This is a genomic window from Thauera aminoaromatica S2 (assembly GCF_000310185.1).
GTDB classification, from domain to species: domain Bacteria; phylum Pseudomonadota; class Gammaproteobacteria; order Burkholderiales; family Rhodocyclaceae; genus Thauera; species Thauera aminoaromatica.
Genome location: NZ_AMXD01000007.1, coordinates 39,210 through 57,935 on the forward strand (window position 1 = coordinate 39,210; position 18,726 = coordinate 57,935).

Here is an 18,726-nt window from a genome sequence, read left to right on the forward strand (position 1 = left end):
GGATCGCGACTCGCGTCGCTCCTACGAAAACCACCGCCCACCCCGCCGCCGTGACCGATGCGCGCCATGGTGCTCGACTTGCCCGTGGGAGCGACGCCAGTCGCGATTCAGCCGACCCGACTCGCCGTGCAGTCCGGAGACTGCACCGAGCATGCAGGAAGCCCCCGTCTCAATAAATCTCCCCCACCGCGAACAGGCGCCGGTGCTCCTTCATCGCGTAGCGGTCGGTCATGCCGGCGATGTAGTCGGCAATGGCGCGCGGCTTGTCCTCGCGCGCCATTGCCTGATACTGCGGCGGCAGGATGTGGGGATCGTCCATGAACGCCGCGAACAGGTCACCGACGATGCGGCGCGCCTTGTTGGTCATGCGCAGCACCTGGTAGTGGCGGTAGAGCTTGTCGCGCAGAAAGACCTTGAGCTCGCGCAGACGCGGCAGCAGCGCGTCGGAATACGCCACCAGGCGCGGTGCGGCATGGACGTCGGCGAGCGTCGCCACCCCCTCGGCGGCGATGTTGGCGCGAGTCTGTTCGATGAGGTCGATCACCATCAGGTGGATCATGCGCCGCACCGTCTCGTTGATCAGCTTGCGCCCCGAAAGACCCGACCAGCGCGCCTCGGCCTCGCGCCGCTGCACCGCGAAGATCGGCACCTCGTCGAGCTGCTCGAGCGTGATCAGCCCCGAGCGCAGGCCGTCATCCACGTCGTGATTGTTGTAGGCGATCTCGTCGGCGAGGTTGGCGAGCTGGGCCTCGAGCGAGGGCTGGGTGCCGTCGAGGAAGCGCTGGCCGAGCTCGCCGAGGCGCTCGGCGTTGGCACGCGAGCAGTGCTTGAGGATGCCCTCGCGCGTCTCGAACATCAGGTTCAGCCCGTCGAAGCCTGCATAGCGGTCTTCCAGCAGGTCCACCGTTCGAAGCGACTGCAGGTTGTGCTCGAAGCCGCCGTAGTCCTTCATGCAGGCGTTGAGCGCGTCCTGCCCGGCGTGGCCGAAGGGGGTATGGCCGAGGTCGTGCGCGAGCGCGATGGCCTCGGCGAGATCCTCGTTGAGGCCGAGCTCGCGCGCGATGCCGCGGGTGAGCTGGGCCACCTCGATGCTGTGCGTGAGTCGGGTGCGGAACAGATCGCCCTCGTGGTTCACGAACACCTGGGTCTTGTATTCCAGGCGGCGGAAGGCGGTGGAATGCACGATGCGGTCGCGGTCGCGCTGGAACTGGCCGCGCGCGACCGGGGCAGGCTCGTCATGAACACGGCCGCGCGACGCGGTCTCGGTGACGGCATAGGGGGCGAGTTGCAGCATGCAGGCTCCTGAATTGGCGCAGCAAGACGACAGCGGGCGGACGTTCCTCGCCGCCCCATTCGCGGGCATGCCCGCGCCCACGACGGCGGAGCACGCAGCGGGAGCGCCCTCGACCGCGCTCGCCGCGAACTCAGCGGCAGCGCGCCTCGATCGCCGCGAACTCAGCGGCAGCGCGCCTCGATCGCCGCGGCGATCTCGCCGGCCGGGGCCTCGCCGTGCATCACCGCGCACCCGAGCGCGCGCAGCAGCACCAGGCGCAGCTTGCCAGCCTCGACCTTCTTGTCGTGCGACATCAGCTCGACATAGCGCTCGACGCCGAGCCGCGGGCCCCACACCGGCAGGCGGGCGCGCTCGAGCAGCGCCTCGATGCGCGCCACCGCGGCGGCGTCGATCCAGCCCAGGCGGCGCGACAGCTCGGCGGCCATCATCGTGCCGGCCGCGACCGCCTCGCCGTGCAGCCATTCGCCGTAGCCGAGGCCTGTTTCGATGGCGTGACCGAAGGTGTGGCCGAGATTGAGCAGCGCGCGCTCGCCCTGCTCGGTCTCGTCGGCTGCCACCACCTCGGCCTTGTTGCGGCAGGAGCGCTCGATCGCCCACGCGAGCGCATCGGTGTCGCGCGCCATCAGGCGGTCCAGATTGAGCTCCAGCCAGGCGAGGAAGCCGGGGTCGCGGATCAGGCCGTACTTGATCACCTCGGCCAGGCCGGCGGAGAGCTCGCGATCGGGCAGGGTGTCGAGGGTGTCGATGTCGGCGAGCACCAGCCTGGGCTGGTAGAAGGCGCCGATCATGTTCTTGCCGAGCGGGTGGTTGATCGCGGTCTTGCCGCCCACCGAGGAGTCGACCTGCGACAGCAGCGTGGTCGGCACCTGGATGAAGGGCATGCCGCGCTGGTAGCAGGCCGCGGCGAAGCCGCCCATGTCGCCCACCACCCCGCCGCCGAGCGCGACCAGGGTGGTGGAGCGCTCGCAGCGCTCGGCGAGCAGCATGTCGAAGATGCGGGCGAGCGTCTCCCAGTCCTTGTGCGCCTCGCCATCGGGCAGCACCACCGCGGCGGTGCGCACGCCCGCGTCCTCGAGGCCGGCGCGCAGGCGTTCGAGGTAGAGCGGGCCCACCACCTCGTTGGTGACGATGGCGACGCGCTGCGTCTTCAGGTGAGGCAGGATCAGGTCGGCGCGCCCGAGCAGGCCGCGGCCGATGTGGATGGGATAGGCGCGCTCGCCGAGCGCCACGTTCAGGGTCTGCATGTGTCGGCCTTGTAGCGGGCGAGCGCCTCCTCGATCTGGCGCACCATGTTGCAGGGGTTGCCGCGGCCGCCTGCGAGGATGATGTGGGCGGTCTCGCGATAGAGGGGGTCGCGCGCGCGGTGGAGTTCCTCGATGCGCTGGCGCGGATTTTCGACCTGCAGCAGCGGGCGGTTGCGGTCGTGACGGGTGCGCTCGAACAGCACCTGCGTCGGCACGTCGAGGTAGATCACGATGCCGCGCTCGCGCATCAGCTCGCGGTTGAGCGGCGTGACGACCACCCCCCCGCCGGTGGCGAGCACGAGGTCGGGCTCGCGGGTGAGCTCGTCGATCATCTGCGTCTCGCGACGGCGGAATCCCGCCTCGCCCTCGAGCTCGAAGATGGTCGGAATGCTGACGCCGGTGCGCGCCACGATCGCCTGGTCGCAATCGGCGAAGCGCATCCGGCGCCTGCGTGCCAGTTCCTTGCCGACCGTGGTCTTGCCGGCGCCCATCATGCCGATCAGTATCAGACAGCTCACGCGTGACTCGCCGGAAATCCTGATGAAAAAGGGCGGGCATCCATGCCGGATGCCCGCCCTCGGGATTGTATCAGCAGAAGCGCCGGACTCAGCGCAGCGTGAGCGCGTCGGAGACGATGCGCGGGGTGATGAAGACGAGGAGCTCCTTGCGGTTCGACACCTTGCTCTGCGACTTGAACAGATGGCCGAGCACCGGCACGTCGCCGAGCACCGGCACCTTGTCCTCGCCGGTCGACTCCTCTTCCTCGTAGATGCCACCGATCACGACGGTCCCGCCGTTCTCGATCAGCACCTCGCTCTTGACGTTCTTGGTCTCGATCGGCGGCACGCCGAGCAGGGTCTGCTCGTAGAGCGGGCGGTCCTTGTTGACCTCGATCGACAGCTGCAGGCGGCCGTCGGGGGTGATCTGCGGCTTGACCTTGAGCGACAGCACCGCCTTCTTGAAGGACACGCTGGTCGCGCCGGAGCTCGACGCCTCCTGGTAAGGAATCTCGGTGCCCTGCTCGATCGAAGCCTCGACCTGGTTGGCGGTGAGAACGCGCGGGCTGGAAACCACCCGCCCACGGCCATCGGTCTCGAGAGCCTGCAGCTCGAGGTTGAGGAAACGGGTGGCTCGGCTGTTGAACAGGCTGAGCCCGAGTGAGCCGTAGCCGACCGGCATGAACCCCGTCCCCGACTGCGCGACGGTCGGCGTGAAGGTGTTGGGATTGTTGCTCCCCCCCCCTGTCAGCGACGACGAACCAAAGCCGAGGCGTGCACCATCCAGCGAGGCGACGCCCTTGCTGCCGAAACCGAGCCGGACCCCCAGATCGCGCGCGAAGGTCTTGTTGGCCTCGACGATGCGCGCCTCGATCAGCACCTGGCGCGGCGCCACGTCGATCTCCTGCACCAGCCGGCGCAAGGCCTGCAAGCGGGTGGCGACGTCGGTCACGAAGACCTTGTTGCTGCGCTCGTCCACCACCACGCTGCCACGCTTCGAGAGCATGGTCTGGTCCTTGCTCTTGAGGAAATCGAAGATCTCCTTGGCCTTGTGGTAGTTGATCTGGAAGCTCTCGGTCTGCAGCGGCTCGAGGTCGACGATCTGCGCCTTGGCCTCGAGCTGCAGCTTCTCGCGCGCGGCGAGTTCGTCACCCGGGGCGATCCAGATGACGTTGCCGTTCTTGCGCATGTCCAGGCCCTTGGCCTGCAGGATGATGTCGAGCGCCTGGTCCCAGGGCACGTCCTTCAGGCGCAGGGTCAGGTTGCCCTGCACCGAGTCGGACGTGATGATATTGAAGTCGGTGAAGTCGGCGATGACCTGCAGCACCGAGCGCACATCCACATTCTGGAAGTTCAGCGAGAGCTTGTCGCCCTTGTAGTCGCTGCGCCCGCCGCCGAGCTTGGTCGGGTCCTCGGCGACGCGCCGCACCTCGAGCACGAAGCGGTTGTCGCTCTGGTAGGCGTTGTGCTCCCACAGCCCGTTCGGGGTCACGGTCAGGCGTACGCGGTCGCCCACCTGCTGGGCCGTCATCGAGGTGACCGGGGTGGCGAAGTCGGTGACGTCGGAGCGGCGGCGCAGGTGGTCGGGCAACGCGGCCTGCAGGAAGTCGACGACCAGGTTGCCGCCTTGCTGGCGGATGTCGATGCCGGCCTCCGGATTCGACAGGTCGACCACCACGCGCCCCTCGCCGCCGGCGCCGCGGCGGAAGTTGATGTCGCGCACCGCGAGGCCGCCCGCGGCCGCCGCATTCGAACGCGGCGCGGCGAAGTTGGCCGCAGCTTCGCTCACCGCCGTGCCCTGCACCGCGCGCGCAGCGGCCGGCGAGAGCGCGATGATGAGGTCGCGACCCTGCACGCGCGCCTCGTAGGGGCTCATGCGGGTGAGGTTGAGCACGAGCCGGGTGCGGTCGCCGGCCTGGACGATGTTGGCGCTGCGCAGGTCGCCCTGGTCGATGGTCTGCACGTTGCGCCCGAGGGCGTTCGCGGTACCCGGAAAATCGAAGGCGATGCGCGCCGGGTTGGCCACGCTGAAGCTCGGCGGCGGGCTGGCGAGCGGCTCGCGCAGGGTCAGGCGCACGTAGATCGCGCCGCCCTGTTCGGCGACCTCCAGCGCCTCGATCCGGTTGTCGAAGCTCTGCGTCTGCGACGCGTCCTGGGCCAGCACGGCAGGCGCGGGCGCCAGGCCTGCGAAAGCGGCTGCGGTCAGCAGCACTCCGATGCGGTGTCTCATTTTCCTGCCTCCTGGCGCTCCTGCAATGTCAGCGTGCTGGTCCGTTCAACCCAGTCGCCATAGACATCCTCGACCAGTTCGCGCAGCTTGATCTCGTTCTCGGTGACCAGAGTGATCACGCCGAAATTCTGTCCCATGTAGTTCCCGGCCTTCACCTGATGGAGCACGGTCCCCGCCTTGACCAGCGCATGGGTGTTGTTTCCCTGCATCAGCACGCCCACCATCTGCAGCGATTCGAGCGGGAAGGCCTCGAGCGGCTCGCGGCGGCGATCGAGGTCGGGGCGCAGCGCGCTCGCCGAGGCCCGCCGCTCGGGCTCCATGCGCGCACTGCGGAAGGGATCGTCTCCCTGCGTTCCCGCATAGGCGACGACCGCGACCTGGCGCAATTCGGGCAGGGGCCGCACCGCGCCGCGCATGGTCTTGGCCTGCTCGCCCATCCAGGCCTCGAGGTCGTCCTGGCCACCCCCGGCACAGCCGGCGAGCAGTACACAGGCGCCGATCAACACGGCCCTGTTCATCATTTGTTCCCCTGCTTCGCGGCCTGCGCCGCCTTGCGTTGCTGCGCGAGCTCTTCCTCGTCGAGGTAGCGGTAGGTGACCGCCTTGGCCTGCAGCTTGAGGCGTCCATCCTTGTCGGCCTCGATGCCGACGTCGCCCAGGGTCACCACTCGCGGCATGCTGGCGAGGTCGGCGACGAACTCCCCGAGATCGTGATAGACGCCGGTCACGCGCACGTCGATCGGCATCTCGGCGTAGAACTCCTTGATCACGTCCGCGCCCGGCTTGAAGAGCTCGAACTGCAGGCCACGCCCGAGGCCGGCCTGGTTGATGTCCGAAAGCAGCGAGTCCATCTCGGCGCGGTTGGGCAACTGCTTGAGCAGGGCGCCGAACTGGCGATCGATCTCGGCGAGCTGGCGGCGGTGCTCCTCGAGATTGACTGCCTGGCGCTTCTTCGTCACCCAGCTCTCGCGCAGCTGCACCTCCTCGGTCTGGCGCGCCTCCAGGGTCTCGACCTGGCCCTGCCAGTCGAACCACCAGAACCCGGCGACCGTAAGCAACAGCAGACAGACCGCGACCACCACGCGCGGCGCGGCGGGCCACATGCCGGGATCCTGCGGATCAAGGCCGCGGAAATCCTCCGCCAGGCGGCGAAAGTCGATGCCGTCGCGCAGCGCGCCCAGATCGAAGCTCATTTTTGCGTCCCCTTCGCGGCCGCCTTCGCGGCGCCGGCGGCCCCCTCGGGCTCCGCCTGCACCGGCGGGCGGATGGCGATGTCGAGGGAAAACTCGCTCAAGCGGCGGTTATCCTGGGTGACGGCCTTGGCCTCGATCAACCGGGGCTGCTCCAGGAAGGCGGAAGCCTCGACGTTGCGCATGAAGTGCGACACCCGCGCGTTCGACTGCGCCAGCCCGACGACCCTCACCTGCCTGCCGGTCTGCTTGACCGATTTCAGATATACGCCGTCGGGCAGGCGCTGGGCGAGCTCGTTGAACAGATGCACGGTTTCGGCCCGGGTCCCCTGCAGCGACTCGATCACCTGCTTGCGCGCCAGCATCGCATCGATCTGTTCGCGCAGGCGGCGGATCTCCGCGATTTCGCGGTCGAGCCGGACGATCTCCTCCTTGAGGAAGGCGTTGCGCGCCTCCTGGTCCTCGATGTGTGCGGTGTAAACCATGTGCACGCCGAAGCCGATCAGCGCCCCCAGCAGCACCATGCTGCCGGCGAGCGCGTAGAACTGCCGCCTGCGCTGCCTGCGCTTGGCAATCCGGTGCGGCAGCAGATTGATGCGGATCATGCGTCGAACCTCCGCAGCGCCAGCCCGCACGCGACCATCAGCGCCGGCGCGTCGGCGAGCAGCGCCTTAGGGCGGACCTTGCCGCTCAAGGTCATGCTCGCGAAGGGATTGGCGATGAGCGTATCGACCTGCGTACGCGCCGCGACGACGTCGCCGAGTCCCGGCAGCACCGCGCAGCCGCCCGCAAGCACGACGTGGTCGACCTGGTTGAACGGCGTGGAGGTGAAGAAGAACTGCAAGGCGCGCGAGACCTCGAGCGCGAGGCTGTCCATGAAAGGACGCATCAGGTCGCGCGGGTAGCTGTCGGGGAGCGAGCCGGCGCGCTTGGCGGATTCCGCTTCCTCGAAGCTCATGCCGTACTGGCGTGCGATGTCCTGGGTCAACTGGCTGCCGCCGAAGGCCTGCTCGCGCGAATAGATGGAGTGGCCGTTGCGGAACATCGTCACGTTCATGACCGAGGCGCCGATGTCGACCAGCGCGATCACCTGGTCGGCTCCGCCGCGCGGCAACTGCCGGCACACCAACTCCAGGGCGGACTCGGTGGCCAGCGACTCCACATCGACGATCACCGCCTTGAGCCCGGCCGCCTGCGCCACCGCGACGCGATCCTCCACCTTGTCCTTGCGCGAGGCGGCGATCAGGACCTCGACATCCCCGGGACTGCCGGGTGCGGGGCCGATCCTCTGGAAGTCGAGATTGACCTCCTCGAGCGCGAAAGGGATGTACTGATTGGCCTCGGCCTCGACCGCGAACTCCATCTCGGTCTCGCGCAGGCCTTCGGGGAGAATGATCTTCTTGGTGATGACCGAGGACGACGGCAACGCGAGCGCCACGTTGCGCACGCCGGAGCCGAAGCGGCGCAGCGCGCGCCGCACGGATTCGCTCACCGCGTCGAGGTTGGCGATGTTGCCATCGACCACCGCATCGCGCGGCAGGGTCTCGACCGCATAGCGCTCCACTTTGTAAGCGTCCTTTTCCCCGGCCGATAGCTCGACGAGCTTCACGGATGAAGACGAGATGTCGAGCCCGACGAGCTGGCGCGCCGAAGGGCTGAAAAAGGGGAGGTCGATCACAAAGAAAACCCTTGAATTTCTTTATGTTACGCGCTATTGCTCAGCAACGCTCTAGCATGCTAGCAACAAGCCATTGGGGTGTAAAGCGAACCCCGTCACGGTCGAGACCGGCTCATCCACGGACACACGAGCCACGCGGGCGCATCCCGTATAATGCCGCTCCGCTCGAAACCATCCTGGATTGCCCATGCGCTGGGTCCTGTATCCGATCGCAGCGCTGCTCGCGCTGGCCATTCTCGGCATCGCCACGCTCGCGGCGATGGCGTTCTTCGCCTGGCCCAACCTGCCCGCGCTCGACACGCTCACCGACTACCGGCCGCGTGTTCCGCTCCGAGTATATACGGCCGATGGCCACCTCATCGGCGAGTTCGGCGAGGAGCGCCGTGACGTAGTTCGCATCGCAGAGGTTCCCTCCCACCTCAAGCACGCCATCCTCGCCGCCGAGGACGAGCGCTTCTACGAACACCGCGGCATCGACCCGCTCGGCCTCGCCCGCGCCGCACTCGCCAACCTGTCGTCCGGGGGCCGCGGCCAGGGGGCCTCGACGATCACCATGCAGGTCGCGCGCAATTTCTTCCTCTCCCGGGAGAAGACCTACAACCGCAAGCTCTACGAGATCCTGCTCTCGCTCAAGATCGAGCAGAACCTCGGCAAGGACCAGATCCTCGAGCTCTACATCAACCAGATCTTCCTCGGCCAGCGCGCCTACGGCTTCGCCGCCGCTGCACGCGCCTACTACGGGAAGACACTCGAACAGCTCACCCTGCCCGAAGCGGCGATGCTCGCCGGCCTTCCCAAGGCCCCCTCGGCCTTCAACCCGATCGTGAACCCCGCGCGCGCCGCAGTGCGGCAGCAATACGTCCTGCGCCGCATGCTCGAAGCCGGCTTCATCGACGACGCCCAGTATCAGCATGCGCTCGCCTTCGCCACTCCGAAGCAAAGCCAGCGCGACATCGCCGCGGCCCGCCGCGTCCAGGACATCGTCGTCCCGGGAGACTACGTCGCCGAGATGGCGCGCCAGATCGCGGTGGAACAGTTCGGCGAGCAGGCCTACGAGCTCGGCATCCGCATCATCACCACGGTCACCCGCAAGGACCAGGAAGCGGCCTACGCTGCGCTGCGCCGCGGCGTGCTCGACTACGACCGCCGCCACGGCTATCGCGGCCCCGAGGCCTTCGTCGAGCTGCCCTCCGGGCAGGTGCCCGACGAGCAACTCGACGAGGCACTCGGCGAGACCAACGACCACGACGACCTGCTTGCCGCACTGGTGCTCAGGGCCAGCCCGAAGGAGGTGCTCGCCTACCGCCGTGGCCAGGAGATCCGCATCACCGGCAAGGGCCTGTCCTTCGTCGCGCCGATGCTCTCGGACAAGGCCCCGCAAGCCCGACGCGTGCGCCGCGGGGCGATCGTGCGCGTGCGCAATACCGGCAAGGATGGTTGGGAGCTCGCACAGCTGCCGGAAGTGCAGGCCGCGCTGGTGGCGATCGACTCGCACAGCGGCGCGGTGCGCGCGCTGATCGGCGGCTTCGACTTCCACCGCAACAAGTTCAACCATGTGACCCAGGCGGTGCGCCAACCCGGATCGAGCTTCAAGCCCTTCATCTTCTCGGCCGCGCTCGACCGCCAGTTCGGTCCGGGAAGCGTGCTCGAGGACAACCCGCTCTACTACCCGGCGGGGGTCACGGGCAGCAAGGCCTGGGAGCCGAAGAACTACGACGGGCGCTATGCGGGACCGATGACCCTGCGCGACGGCCTGGCGCGCTCGAAGAACATGATCTCGATCCGGCTGCTGGAGAAGATCACCCCCGACTACGCACGCGACTACCTCGCCCGCTTCGGCTTCGACCCTGCGCAGAATCCCCCCTACCTGACCATGGCGCTCGGCGCCGGCGCCGCCACCCCCTGGCAGATGGCGGCGGGCTACGCGGTGTTCGCGAACGGCGGCTACCGGGTCGATCCCTTCGTGGTCAAGGAAATGTACGACGGCAGCGGCCGCCTGATCGCGCGTACCGACCCGCCGGTGGCGGGCCAGAGCGCGCCGCGCGTGATCGATGCGCGCAACGCCTGGCTGATGGACTCGATGATGCGCGACGTGGTCCAGCGCGGCACCGCGACACGCGCGCGCAGCCTCAAGCGCGAGGACATCGCCGGGAAGACCGGAACCACCAACGACTACGTCGACGCCTGGTTCTGCGGCTACAACCCGGACCTCGTCGCGGTGAGCTGGGTCGGCCACAGCCAGCCGCGCAACCTCGGCAAGGGCGAGACCGGCGGCGCGGCCGCGCTGCCGATCTGGATCAACTACATGGCCTCCGCGCTCGAAGGCGCGCCGCAGGTCGAACTGCCGCGCCCCGAGGGCCTGATGCAGGTGCAGAACGGTCTGGGCACCAGCCAGGACTGGCAGTATGCCGAATACGCTCCGCCCGCGCCGCCGCCGGTTCCGGACTGGCTGCGCGACATGTTCGCCAACGACAGTGCACCGGCGATGGAGGCCGAAAGCGAGGCGATCCCGCCCGGCCCGGCACCGCTGATCCTGCCGCCGCCCAGCCCGGCGCGCGCGCAGGCGCCCGCCCCGGTCGAGGAACGCCGGCCGATGCCGATCCGGCCTTGAGCAGGCGGGCGCTCGCGGGATGGCGATTCGCGTCGATCCTGCAAGGGGCGGAACCCGCGATGACGACTCCGCGGCCGCCGTGCAGGAACGACGCAAGTCGCCATCGGGCGCCCCGGAAGGAGCGCCCCTTCCGCTCAGTTCGGCCGCAGCAGCCTCACCGCTTCGCCGGACTGCTCGCCCACCAGCGCGGCGAGCATCGCCCACAGCTCGCGACCATCGCGGGTGTTGACCCAGCCCCCGTCCAGCGGACGGAAGTGGAAGCCGCCCGACTTCGCCGCCACCCAGATCTCGCGCGCCGCGGTGTGGCGGTTGATGATCATCTTGCTGCCGTTGTCGAACTCGATCTCGAGGATCCCACCCGGCTTGGGCTCGACGTCGAGCTCGGCCCCGCAATCCTCCAGGGCCGTCTCGATGCGCGCCAGCTCGGCCTCGGCGAGTGCATTGAACACAGACTCTTCCATGCTGATTCCTTCTGTTAGCATTCCGGTTTTTTGCGAAGAACGGCGATGCGAGTCCCTCAGCGAGTCCCGTTGCGAGTCCCCCTACGCGTGCAATTCCCCGCGATCGCGCTCGCCTGCGCGCTGCTGACGGCCTGCGGCATCAAGGGCCCGCTCTATCTGCCGGCGCCCGGCACCGCCTCGGCGCCCCCGGCGGGCGCCGATCATAGCAAACCCGTCGTGCCGAAGGATCTGATCAAGGAATCGCCGCTCGAATGAACGCCCCCGCCTCCCGCTGGCCCGCCCCCACCCTGTCCGCGCGCGACGGCGCGCTCTGGCTGGAGGAGCTGCCGCTCGCCGAGATCGCCGCGCGCTTCGGCACCCCTACCTATGTGTACTCGCGCGCCGCGCTCGAGGCCGCCTTCGCGGCCTGGAAGGACGCGCTCGCCGGGCGCCGAGCGCTGGTGTGCTACGCGGTCAAGGCCAACTCCAACCTCGGCATCCTGTCGGTGTTCGCGCGCCTGGGCGCAGGCTTCGACATCGTCTCGGGCGGCGAGCTCGCGCGCGTGCTGGCCGCCGGCGGGCGTGCCGACAAGGTGGTGTTCTCGGGCGTCGGCAAGACCCGCGCCGAGATGCGCCAGGCGCTGCAGGCGGGCATCCGCTGCTTCAACGTCGAGTCGGCCGCGGAACTCGAGCACCTCGACGCGGTGGCGGGCGAGCTCGGCGTGCGCGCGCCGGTGTCGCTGCGCGTGAATCCGGACGTCGACCCCAAGACCCACCCCTACATCTCCACCGGCCTCAAGGGCAACAAGTTCGGCGTCGCCTTCGCGGACGCCCCGGCGCTCTACCGCCGCGCCGCGGCGCTGCCCAACCTGCGCATCACCGGCGTCGCCTGCCACATCGGCTCGCAGCTGCTCGACCGCGCGCCCATCGCCGAGGCCGCACAGAAGCTGCGCGGCCTGGTCGAAGGCCTCGCCGCCGACGGCATCGTGCTGGAACACATCGACCTCGGCGGCGGCCTGGGCATCCGCTATCGCGACGAGACCCCACCACCGGTCGCGGAATACCTCGCCCCGCTGCTGGAGGTCTTTGCGGATCGCGAGGAAGAGCTCTGCTTCGAGCCCGGCCGCTCCCTGGTCGGCAACGCCGGTCTGCTGCTGACCCGCATCGAATACCTCAAGCCGGGCGAAACGAAGAACTTCGCGATCGTCGATGCGGCCATGAACGACCTCGCCCGCCCCGCGCTCTACGACGCCTGGCACGAGGTGGTCGAGGTCACGCCGCGCGCCCTCGCCCCCACCACCTACGACGTGGTCGGGCCGATCTGCGAGAGCGGCGATTTCCTCGCCCGTGCGCGCAGCCTCGCGGTGGCCGAGGGCGACCTGCTCGCGATCCTGTCGGCAGGCGCCTACGGCATGACCATGGCTTCAAACTACAACACCCGCCCACGCGCTGCCGAGATCCTGGTCGACGGCGCCAGCGCGCACGTGGTGCGCGAGCGTGAGACGGTGGAAGAGCTGTTCGCGCGCGAGCGCACGCCGGGGTAAGACGGCGGGAGCCCGGTGGCGAGGGCAACGGCCGCAGATCCCGCGATCGGCCCGCGATCGGACCGACGCACCTGCTCGGCGTATGGGGCCCGCCTCAGGCGCTCGCCACCGGCGGGCGCGCCCCGGCGTCGTATTCCTCGTTGAGCGCGCGCCCGAAGGCCTTCCAGGCCGGTCCGCCGTGCGTTTCGAAGCCGATCTCGGCGCTCTGGCGCATGTTCTGCAGCATCAGCTCGGAGAGCGCGAAGAGCTCGCCGGTGAGCTTGTCCTGGCGCACCGGGCTGCGCAGCAGCTTCATCATGCAGGCGGGCGTGCAAGTCAGCGCACGGTGTGCCAGCTCGCGCATCCTCGACGCGTCGTCCCAGTCGATGCCGATCGCGATGCCGCGCTTGACGATTTCACGCTCCAGTTCATCCGCGGTGCGCGTGTAGTGTCCGAATCCGCTCATCTTTCCCGTGTATGCCTGCCGCGTGACTGCAGATGCGCGGCGGGTGTGCCGCTCCGAATGGAAACCGCCGCGCAGCTGCGCCGGCGAAGGGCGCATTCTAGCGCCTCGCCCGCCTGCACTCGATCAGGATCCCTGTGCTGCCCATGAAGAATCCTTCCCTTTGCGCGCTATTCATCGCCGGCCTGCTGCTGGCCCCGATCACCCACGCCGGCGTCGCCGGCCTGCCGCCCGGGGTGCGCCTTGCACTCGACAGCGCGCGTATCCCGGCAGAGGCGGTGAGCCTCTGGACCCGCCCTGTGGACCACGCCACGCCCGCGCTCGCAATCAACGCCACCGCACCGATGAATCCGGCATCGGTGATGAAGCTCGTCACCGCCTTCAGCGCGCTCGAACGCCTCGGCCCCGCCCACACCTGGACGACCCGCATCGCCCGCGACGGCCCGATCCATGCCGGGGTGCTGGAAGGCAACCTCTACCTCGTCGGCGGCGCCGATCCGGTACTGGGCTACGACCGCCTGTGGAAGGTGCTGCGCCGCTTGCGCGCGCTCGGCATCGAGCGCGTGGCGGGCGACATCGTGCTCGACGCCTCGGTGCTGCGCCTGCCGCCGCACGACCCCGACGCCTTCGATGGCCGCGGCGTGCGCCCCTACAACAGCGGTCCGTACGGCCTGTTGCTGCAATACAACACCCTGCTGCTCGGCCTGACCCCGGGCAAGGCGGCCAACGCGCCGGTCGCCCTGGCCGCCGAGCCGCCGCTCGCCGGCCTCGTCATCGACAACCGCGTCCTCACCTCGGACGCCCCTTGCGGCAGCTGGTACCAGGACCTGCAGGCCGTGGTCGAACCCGGTCGCCGCCTGGTACTGAGCGGCAGCCTGCCCGCCGCCTGCGGCCCGCGCACCTGGAGCGCCGCGCCGCTGCCGCCAGCCGAATTCGGCAGCGCACTGGTCGCCGCGTTGTGGAGCGAGGTCGGCGGACACCTGGGCGGGACGGTGCGCGAAGGCCGCCTGCCGACCGGGGCGGAAGAACTGTTCTCCGATGACTCGGATCCACTCGCGGACGTGGTGCGCGACATGAACAAGTGGTCGAGCAATGTGATCGCGCGCCAGCTGCTTGCCACGCTGGGCCGGGTGAGCCTGCGCGAGGACGCGACCGAGGACATGGTGACCGCGGGCGCACGCGCGGCCGCCGCGACGCTGGCCGCCGCCGGCATCGACACCGACGGGCTGGTGATCGAGAACGGCTCGGGGCTGTCGCGGATCGAGCGCATCCGCGCCGACAGCCTGGGAATGCTGCTGCTGGCCGCCTGGCAGCGGCCGTGGATGCCGGAGTTCATCGCCGCCCTGCCGGTGGCGGGCGTCGACGGCACCGCCCGCCGCCGCCTCGGCGACAGCCCCGCACGCGGCCAGGCCCACATCAAGACCGGCACGCTCAATGGCGTGCGCGCGATGGCCGGCTACCTGCTCGACCGCAATGGCCAACGCCACGCGGTGGTGATGATGGTCAACCACCCCGAGGCCGCCGCCAGCGCCGCGGCGCAGGACGCCCTGCTGGAGTGGCTGTGGAGCGGCGGGGAATGAGGCCCACGCGCAACGGCGGCGCCGCATTCGCGCCTTCCGGCGCTCCTGCGGGTCAGGAAGCACCGCGGCTCCTGTAGGAGCGGCGCAAGCCGCGAATGCGGCGCTCCGGCAAGCGCTGCGGCAAGCACAGGCGCCCGCTGGCTCGCGCCAGCCACGACTCCTCCATCGCGACGTCACGCCATCGGCATCGTCTGCCGCTGCATCAGGTTCCACCACCCGCGCACCACGCGGTAGAGGATCCACAGCCCGGCGATCAACAGCAGCGCGAGCGCGAAGGGCACGCCGATGATGGTCACCACCATCAGCACCGACACCGCGATCCACAGCACCGCGAACCAGAAGGTGCGGATCTGCCAGCGGAAGTGGCTCTCCAGCCAGGTACCCCGCACCGCATTCTGATTCCAGTAGTTCAGGATCACCGCAGCGATCGAGGGCAGGCTGGCCACGAAGCTGAAGATGATGGTGGCCGAGCCCACCACCGCCGAGAACACCGCGAAGGCATGCAGCGCATACACCAGGTGGGTGACGGTGACCATGTTCTCGGACGGCTGGCCGGCCTCGAGCGGGGCGGGGTAGGGACTGTTCATCGACTTTCCTCGAACGGAAGCCCGCGCCGGGGACATCCGCAGCGCATGACGAAGGCTTCGACCGCGGACCATGCCGGGTGTTCGGCTGCAGTGCAACAACAAAACGTAAGCCTACAGCCCCAGCTCGCCCCACATCGCATCCACCTTCGCCTTCACGGCCGCATCCATCACGATCGGCGTCCCCCACTCGCGGCTGGTCTCGCCCGGCCACTTGTTGGTCGCGTCCAGCCCCATCTTGCTGCCCAGCCCCGCCACCGGACTGGCGAAGTCGAGATAGTCGATCGGCGTGTTGTCGACCAGCGTGGTGTCGCGCGTGGCGTCCATGCGCGTCGTGAGCGCCCAGATCACCTCCTTCCAGTCGCGGATGTTCACATCCTCGTCCACCACGATGATGAACTTGGTGTACATGAACTGGCGCAGGAAGCTCCAGATGCCGAACATCACCCGCTTGGCGTGGCCCGGGTACTGCTTGCGGATGCTGACCACCGCCAGGCGATACGAGCAGCCCTCCGGGGGCAGGTAGAAGTCGACGATCTCGGTGAACTGCTTCTGCAGCAGCGGCACGAAGACCTCGTTCAGGGCGACGCCGAGCATCGCCGGTTCGTCGGGCGGCTTGCCGGTGTAGGTGCTGTGATAGATCGGATCGCGCCGCATGGTGATGCGCTCGATCGTGAACACCGGGAAATCGGAGACCTCGTTGTAGTAGCCGGTGTGGTCGCCATAGGGGCCTTCGGGCGCCATGTCGCCCGGGTGAATCGCGCCCTCGAGCACGATCTCGGCCGACGCCGGCACCTGCAGGTCGCTGCCGAGACATTTCACCAGCTCGGTCTTGGCACCGCGCAGGAGGCCGGCGAACTGGTACTCCGAGAGCGAATCGGGCACCGGCGTCACCGCGCCGAGGATGGTCGCCGGATCGCAGCCCAGCACCACCGCGACCGGGAAAGGCTCGCCCGGATGCGCGCGCTGGTGCTCGAGGAAGTCGATCGCCCCGCCCCGGTGCGCCAGCCAGCGCATGATCACCCGGTTGCGGCCGATCACCTGCTGGCGGTAGATGCCCAGGTTCTGGCGCTTCTTGTGCGGCCCGCGCGTCACCACCAGGCCCCAGGTGATCAGCGGCGCGGCGTCGCCCGGCCAGCAGTGCTGGATCGGCAGCTTCGCCAGGTCGACCTCGTCGCCCGACCACACCACCTGCTGGCAGGGCGCGGAGCGCACCTCCTTGGGCGCCATGTTGAGCACCTGCTTCAGCACCGGCAGCTTGTCCCAGGCGTCCTTCAGCCCCTTGGGCGGCTCGGGCTCCTTGAGATAGGCGAGCAGCTTGCCGACCTCGCGCAGGGGCGTGCTCCAGTCGCCGTCGGCGACCTCCTCCCCCATGCCCATCGCCACCCGCTGCGGCGTGCCGAAGAGGTTGGCGAGCACGGGGATCGCCTGCGCCACGCCCCTGGTCACCGGCCTCTCGAACAGCAGCGCCGGCCCGCCGGCGCGCAGCACGCGGTCGGCGATCTCGGTCATCTCGAGGTGGGTGTCGACGGGGGTCTTGATGCGCCGGAGCTCGCCACGGGCTTCGAGCTGGGCGAGGAAGTCGCGGAGGTCGTCGTATTTCATTCGTGCGTCTCGTGATGGGTGCGAAGCAGCGGCCGGCGTTGACGCACCCGCCGCCGGTAAGTTGCCGCCGCGAGCGATCGGACTCGATCAGCGGTACGCATTGATCGCGTCCCGCGTCTCCTCCGCCACCCTCCGCGCCGCTTCCGCGAAGTCTTCCCCCTTCCCCGCATACAGCACCGCGCGCGAGGAATTGATCATCAGCCCGGTGCCGTTCTCCGTGCGCCCCGCCGCCAGGGTCGCGGCGATGTCGCCGCCCTGGGCGCCGATGCCCGGCACCAGCAGCGGCAGCTCGCCGACGAGCGCACGCACGCGTGCGATCTCGGCCGGGAAGGTGGCGCCGACGACGAGCGCGCAGTTGCCGCTGGCGTTCCAGTCCTCGGCGACGGTGCGCGCGACGTGTTCATACAGCTTCATGCGGCCCTTCGACGTATCGACCTCCAGAAACTGCAGGTCCGAACCGCCCGGGTTGGAGGTGCGGCAGAGCAGGATCACGCCCTTGTCGGGGTAGGCCAGGTAGGGATCGACCGAGTCGCGGCCCATGTAGGGATTGACCGTGATGGCGTCGGCCTTGAAGCGCTCGAAGGCCTCGATGGCGTACTGCTCGGCGGTGCTGCCGATGTCGCCGCGCTTGGCGTCGAGGACGACCGGGGTGCCGGGATGGCGGGCGTGGATGTGCTCGACCAGCGCCTCGAGCTGATCCTCGGCGCGGTGCGCGGCGAAGTAGGCGATCTGCGGCTTGAAGCAGCACACCAGGTCGGCGGTGGCGTCGACGATCTGCGTGCAGAACCGGAGGATGGCGTCGGAGCGCCCCTGCAGGTGGGCGGGGAACCTGGCGGGGTCGGGGTCGAGGCCGACACAGAGCAGGCTGTCGCGCTGCTGCCAGGCGGCGCGGAGGGCGGTCATGAAGTGCATGGGGATCGGTCCGGTGTGAGGCAGAGCGCGCCGCGCGCCGACAGGGCTCAAGCGCGCAGCAGGAGGTCGATGAAGAGGCCGGCGAAGATCGCGCCGCCGACCCAGTTGTTGTGGCGGAAGGCCTTGAAGCAGTCGGCGCGGTCGCGCGCGCGGATCAGGGTGTAGTGGTAGCCCGCGATGGCGCAGGCGACGACCAGGCCTGCGTACCAGGCGAAGCCCAGCCCGGCGAGCGCGCCGACGACGGTGAGCAGCACGAAAGTGGCGGCGTAGCACAGCATGACCGCCAGCACGTCGTGGCGGCCGAAGGTGATCGCCGAAGTCTTGATGCCGATCTTGAGGTCGTCCGGGCGATCGACCATCGCGTATTCGGTGTCGTAGGCGACAGCCCAGAAGATGTTGGCCAGCAGCATCAGCCAGCCGGTCGCCGGCACCGTGCCGGTGACGGCGGCGAAGGCCATCGGGATGCCGAAGCCGAAGGCGATGCCGAGGTAGGCCTGCGGGATCGCGAAGAAGCGCTTGGTGAAGGGATAGCTGCCGGCGAGCAGCAGCGCGGGCACCGAGAGCAGGATGGTGAGGGTGTTGAGCGGCAGCACGAGGACGAAGGCGGCCGCCGACAGCGCGGCGGCGAGCGCGAGCGCCTCGCCGGGGCTGACCACGCCGGTGGCGAGCGGGCGAGTGCGGGTGCGCTCGACGTGGCCGTCGAAGTCGCGGTCGGCGTAGTCGTTGATGACGCAGCCGGCGGAGCGCATCAGGAAGGTGCCGACGATGAAGATCACCAGGATGTGCAGCGGCGGCCAGCCTGCCGCGGCAATCCACAGCGCCCACAGCGTGGGCCACAGCAGCAGCAGGGTGCCGATCGGCTTGTCGATCCGCATC

At 69.0% G+C, this 18,726-nt stretch carries 18 protein-coding genes; 4 read left to right on the forward strand and 14 right to left on the reverse strand.

Annotated elements, in window-relative coordinates:
• Window positions 1-169 precede the first annotated feature (169 nt).
• From C665_RS02640 to C665_RS02675, 8 genes are all read right to left on the reverse strand, one after another.
• Window positions 170-1,294 carry a deoxyguanosinetriphosphate triphosphohydrolase gene (locus tag C665_RS02640; protein ID WP_004299491.1) on the reverse strand — a complete coding sequence of 375 codons (1,125 nt, stop codon included), beginning with the start codon at window positions 1,292-1,294 and terminating at the stop codon, window positions 170-172.
• Between the two features lie 161 nt (window positions 1,295-1,455).
• Window positions 1,456-2,538, reverse strand: coding sequence for a 3-dehydroquinate synthase (gene aroB / locus C665_RS02645; protein WP_004299492.1), 1,083 nt, complete (start codon window positions 2,536-2,538; stop codon window positions 1,456-1,458).
• The gene (locus C665_RS02650) at window positions 2,526-3,056 is read right to left on the reverse strand and encodes a shikimate kinase (RefSeq protein WP_004299493.1); all 531 of its coding nucleotides are present in this window, start codon (window positions 3,054-3,056) and stop codon (window positions 2,526-2,528) included. The genes aroB and C665_RS02650 overlap by 13 nt, the downstream gene beginning before the upstream one ends.
• 88 nt (window positions 3,057-3,144) lie before the next feature.
• Window positions 3,145-5,265 carry a type IV pilus secretin PilQ gene (locus tag C665_RS02655; RefSeq protein ID WP_004299494.1) on the reverse strand — a complete coding sequence of 707 codons (2,121 nt, stop codon included), beginning with the start codon at window positions 5,263-5,265 and terminating at the stop codon, window positions 3,145-3,147.
• On the reverse strand, window positions 5,262-5,786 hold the full coding sequence (locus C665_RS02660) for a pilus assembly protein PilP (protein WP_004299495.1): 525 nt from the start codon (window positions 5,784-5,786) through the stop codon (window positions 5,262-5,264). The genes C665_RS02655 and C665_RS02660 overlap by 4 nt, the downstream gene beginning before the upstream one ends.
• Complete coding sequence (locus C665_RS02665; protein ID WP_004299496.1) at window positions 5,783-6,457, reverse strand: type IV pilus inner membrane component PilO; 675 nt, start codon at window positions 6,455-6,457, stop codon at window positions 5,783-5,785. The genes C665_RS02660 and C665_RS02665 overlap by 4 nt, the downstream gene beginning before the upstream one ends.
• Window positions 6,454-7,059: a PilN domain-containing protein gene (locus tag C665_RS02670; protein ID WP_004299497.1), complete on the reverse strand. Its 606-nt coding sequence runs from the start codon at window positions 7,057-7,059 to the stop codon at window positions 6,454-6,456. The genes C665_RS02665 and C665_RS02670 overlap by 4 nt, the downstream gene beginning before the upstream one ends.
• Window positions 7,056-8,132, reverse strand: a complete 1,077-nt coding sequence (locus C665_RS02675) for a pilus assembly protein PilM (RefSeq protein ID WP_004299498.1) — start codon at window positions 8,130-8,132, stop codon at window positions 7,056-7,058. The genes C665_RS02670 and C665_RS02675 overlap by 4 nt, the downstream gene beginning before the upstream one ends.
• 187 nt (window positions 8,133-8,319) lie before the next feature.
• Between C665_RS02675 and C665_RS02680 the strand changes: the two genes are divergently transcribed.
• Window positions 8,320-10,743, forward strand: a complete 2,424-nt coding sequence (locus C665_RS02680; protein WP_004299499.1) for a penicillin-binding protein 1A — start codon at window positions 8,320-8,322, stop codon at window positions 10,741-10,743.
• A 134-nt stretch (window positions 10,744-10,877) separates the two neighbouring features.
• Here the strand turns inward: C665_RS02680 and cyaY are convergent, their stop codons facing one another.
• Entirely contained in the window at window positions 10,878-11,204 is a 327-nt protein-coding gene (gene cyaY, locus C665_RS02685; protein ID WP_004299500.1) for an iron donor protein CyaY, read from the reverse strand.
• Between the two features lie 87 nt (window positions 11,205-11,291).
• Here cyaY and lptM point away from each other — a divergent pair, with 87 nt between their 5' ends.
• Together lptM and lysA are read left to right on the forward strand one after the other, a co-directional pair.
• Window positions 11,292-11,459: an LPS translocon maturation chaperone LptM gene (gene lptM / locus C665_RS02690; RefSeq protein WP_004299501.1), complete on the forward strand. Its 168-nt coding sequence runs from the start codon at window positions 11,292-11,294 to the stop codon at window positions 11,457-11,459.
• On the forward strand, window positions 11,456-12,727 hold the full coding sequence (gene lysA / locus C665_RS02695) for a diaminopimelate decarboxylase (protein ID WP_004299502.1): 1,272 nt from the start codon (window positions 11,456-11,458) through the stop codon (window positions 12,725-12,727). Before lptM ends, lysA begins: the two co-directional genes overlap by 4 nt.
• A 94-nt stretch (window positions 12,728-12,821) precedes the next feature.
• Here lysA and C665_RS02700 read toward each other — a convergent pair whose 3' ends face one another.
• Entirely contained in the window at window positions 12,822-13,172 is a 351-nt protein-coding gene (locus tag C665_RS02700) for a hypothetical protein (RefSeq protein ID WP_004299503.1), read from the reverse strand.
• A 143-nt stretch (window positions 13,173-13,315) separates the two neighbouring features.
• Here C665_RS02700 and dacB point away from each other — a divergent pair, with 143 nt between their 5' ends.
• Entirely contained in the window at window positions 13,316-14,749 is a 1,434-nt protein-coding gene (gene dacB / locus C665_RS02705; protein WP_004299504.1) for a D-alanyl-D-alanine carboxypeptidase/D-alanyl-D-alanine endopeptidase, read from the forward strand.
• Between the two features lie 173 nt (window positions 14,750-14,922).
• Here dacB and C665_RS02710 read toward each other — a convergent pair whose 3' ends face one another.
• The 4 genes from C665_RS02710 to ubiA all read right to left on the reverse strand — a co-directional run bounded on the left by C665_RS02710 (window position 14,923) and on the right by ubiA (window position 18,725).
• The gene (locus tag C665_RS02710; protein ID WP_004299505.1) at window positions 14,923-15,336 is read right to left on the reverse strand and encodes a DUF4870 family protein; all 414 of its coding nucleotides are present in this window, start codon (window positions 15,334-15,336) and stop codon (window positions 14,923-14,925) included.
• A gap of 111 nt (window positions 15,337-15,447) precedes the next feature.
• Complete coding sequence (gene ubiD, locus C665_RS02715; protein WP_004299506.1) at window positions 15,448-16,938, reverse strand: 4-hydroxy-3-polyprenylbenzoate decarboxylase; 1,491 nt, start codon at window positions 16,936-16,938, stop codon at window positions 15,448-15,450.
• 87 nt (window positions 16,939-17,025) lie between these two features.
• Window positions 17,026-17,850 carry an orotidine-5'-phosphate decarboxylase gene (pyrF, locus tag C665_RS02720; RefSeq protein ID WP_004299508.1) on the reverse strand — a complete coding sequence of 275 codons (825 nt, stop codon included), beginning with the start codon at window positions 17,848-17,850 and terminating at the stop codon, window positions 17,026-17,028.
• A gap of 47 nt (window positions 17,851-17,897) precedes the next feature.
• On the reverse strand, window positions 17,898-18,725 hold the full coding sequence (gene ubiA, locus C665_RS02725; RefSeq protein WP_004299510.1) for a 4-hydroxybenzoate octaprenyltransferase: 828 nt from the start codon (window positions 18,723-18,725) through the stop codon (window positions 17,898-17,900).
• Between the last annotated feature and the right edge of the window lies 1 nt (window position 18,726).

What these genes read in the sequence shown, in the direction of transcription:
- aroB (WP_004299492.1), bottom strand. Translation starts at nt 2,538, where the DNA reads ATGCAGACCCTGAACGTGGCGCTCGGCGAGCGCGCCTATCCCATCCAC.
- cyaY (WP_004299500.1), bottom strand. Translation starts at nt 11,204, where the DNA reads ATGGAAGAGTCTGTGTTCAATGCACTCGCCGAGGCCGAGCTGGCGCGC.
- C665_RS02665 (WP_004299496.1), bottom strand. Translation starts at nt 6,457, where the DNA reads ATGAGCTTCGATCTGGGCGCGCTGCGCGACGGCATCGACTTTCGCCGC.
- C665_RS02655 (WP_004299494.1), bottom strand. Translation starts at nt 5,265, where the DNA reads ATGAGACACCGCATCGGAGTGCTGCTGACCGCAGCCGCTTTCGCAGGC.
- lysA (WP_004299502.1), top strand. Translation starts at nt 11,456, where the DNA reads ATGAACGCCCCCGCCTCCCGCTGGCCCGCCCCCACCCTGTCCGCGCGC.
- C665_RS02710 (WP_004299505.1), bottom strand. Translation starts at nt 15,336, where the DNA reads ATGAACAGTCCCTACCCCGCCCCGCTCGAGGCCGGCCAGCCGTCCGAG.
- C665_RS02670 (WP_004299497.1), bottom strand. Translation starts at nt 7,059, where the DNA reads ATGATCCGCATCAATCTGCTGCCGCACCGGATTGCCAAGCGCAGGCAG.
- C665_RS02680 (WP_004299499.1), top strand. Translation starts at nt 8,320, where the DNA reads ATGCGCTGGGTCCTGTATCCGATCGCAGCGCTGCTCGCGCTGGCCATT.
- ubiA (WP_004299510.1), bottom strand. Translation starts at nt 18,725, where the DNA reads ATGCGGATCGACAAGCCGATCGGCACCCTGCTGCTGCTGTGGCCCACG.
- C665_RS02700 (WP_004299503.1), bottom strand. Translation starts at nt 13,172, where the DNA reads ATGAGCGGATTCGGACACTACACGCGCACCGCGGATGAACTGGAGCGT.
- ubiD (WP_004299506.1), bottom strand. Translation starts at nt 16,938, where the DNA reads ATGAAATACGACGACCTCCGCGACTTCCTCGCCCAGCTCGAAGCCCGT.
- pyrF (WP_004299508.1), bottom strand. Translation starts at nt 17,850, where the DNA reads ATGCACTTCATGACCGCCCTCCGCGCCGCCTGGCAGCAGCGCGACAGC.
- dacB (WP_004299504.1), top strand. Translation starts at nt 13,316, where the DNA reads ATGAAGAATCCTTCCCTTTGCGCGCTATTCATCGCCGGCCTGCTGCTG.
- C665_RS02640 (WP_004299491.1), bottom strand. Translation starts at nt 1,294, where the DNA reads ATGCTGCAACTCGCCCCCTATGCCGTCACCGAGACCGCGTCGCGCGGC.
- C665_RS02660 (WP_004299495.1), bottom strand. Translation starts at nt 5,786, where the DNA reads ATGATGAACAGGGCCGTGTTGATCGGCGCCTGTGTACTGCTCGCCGGC.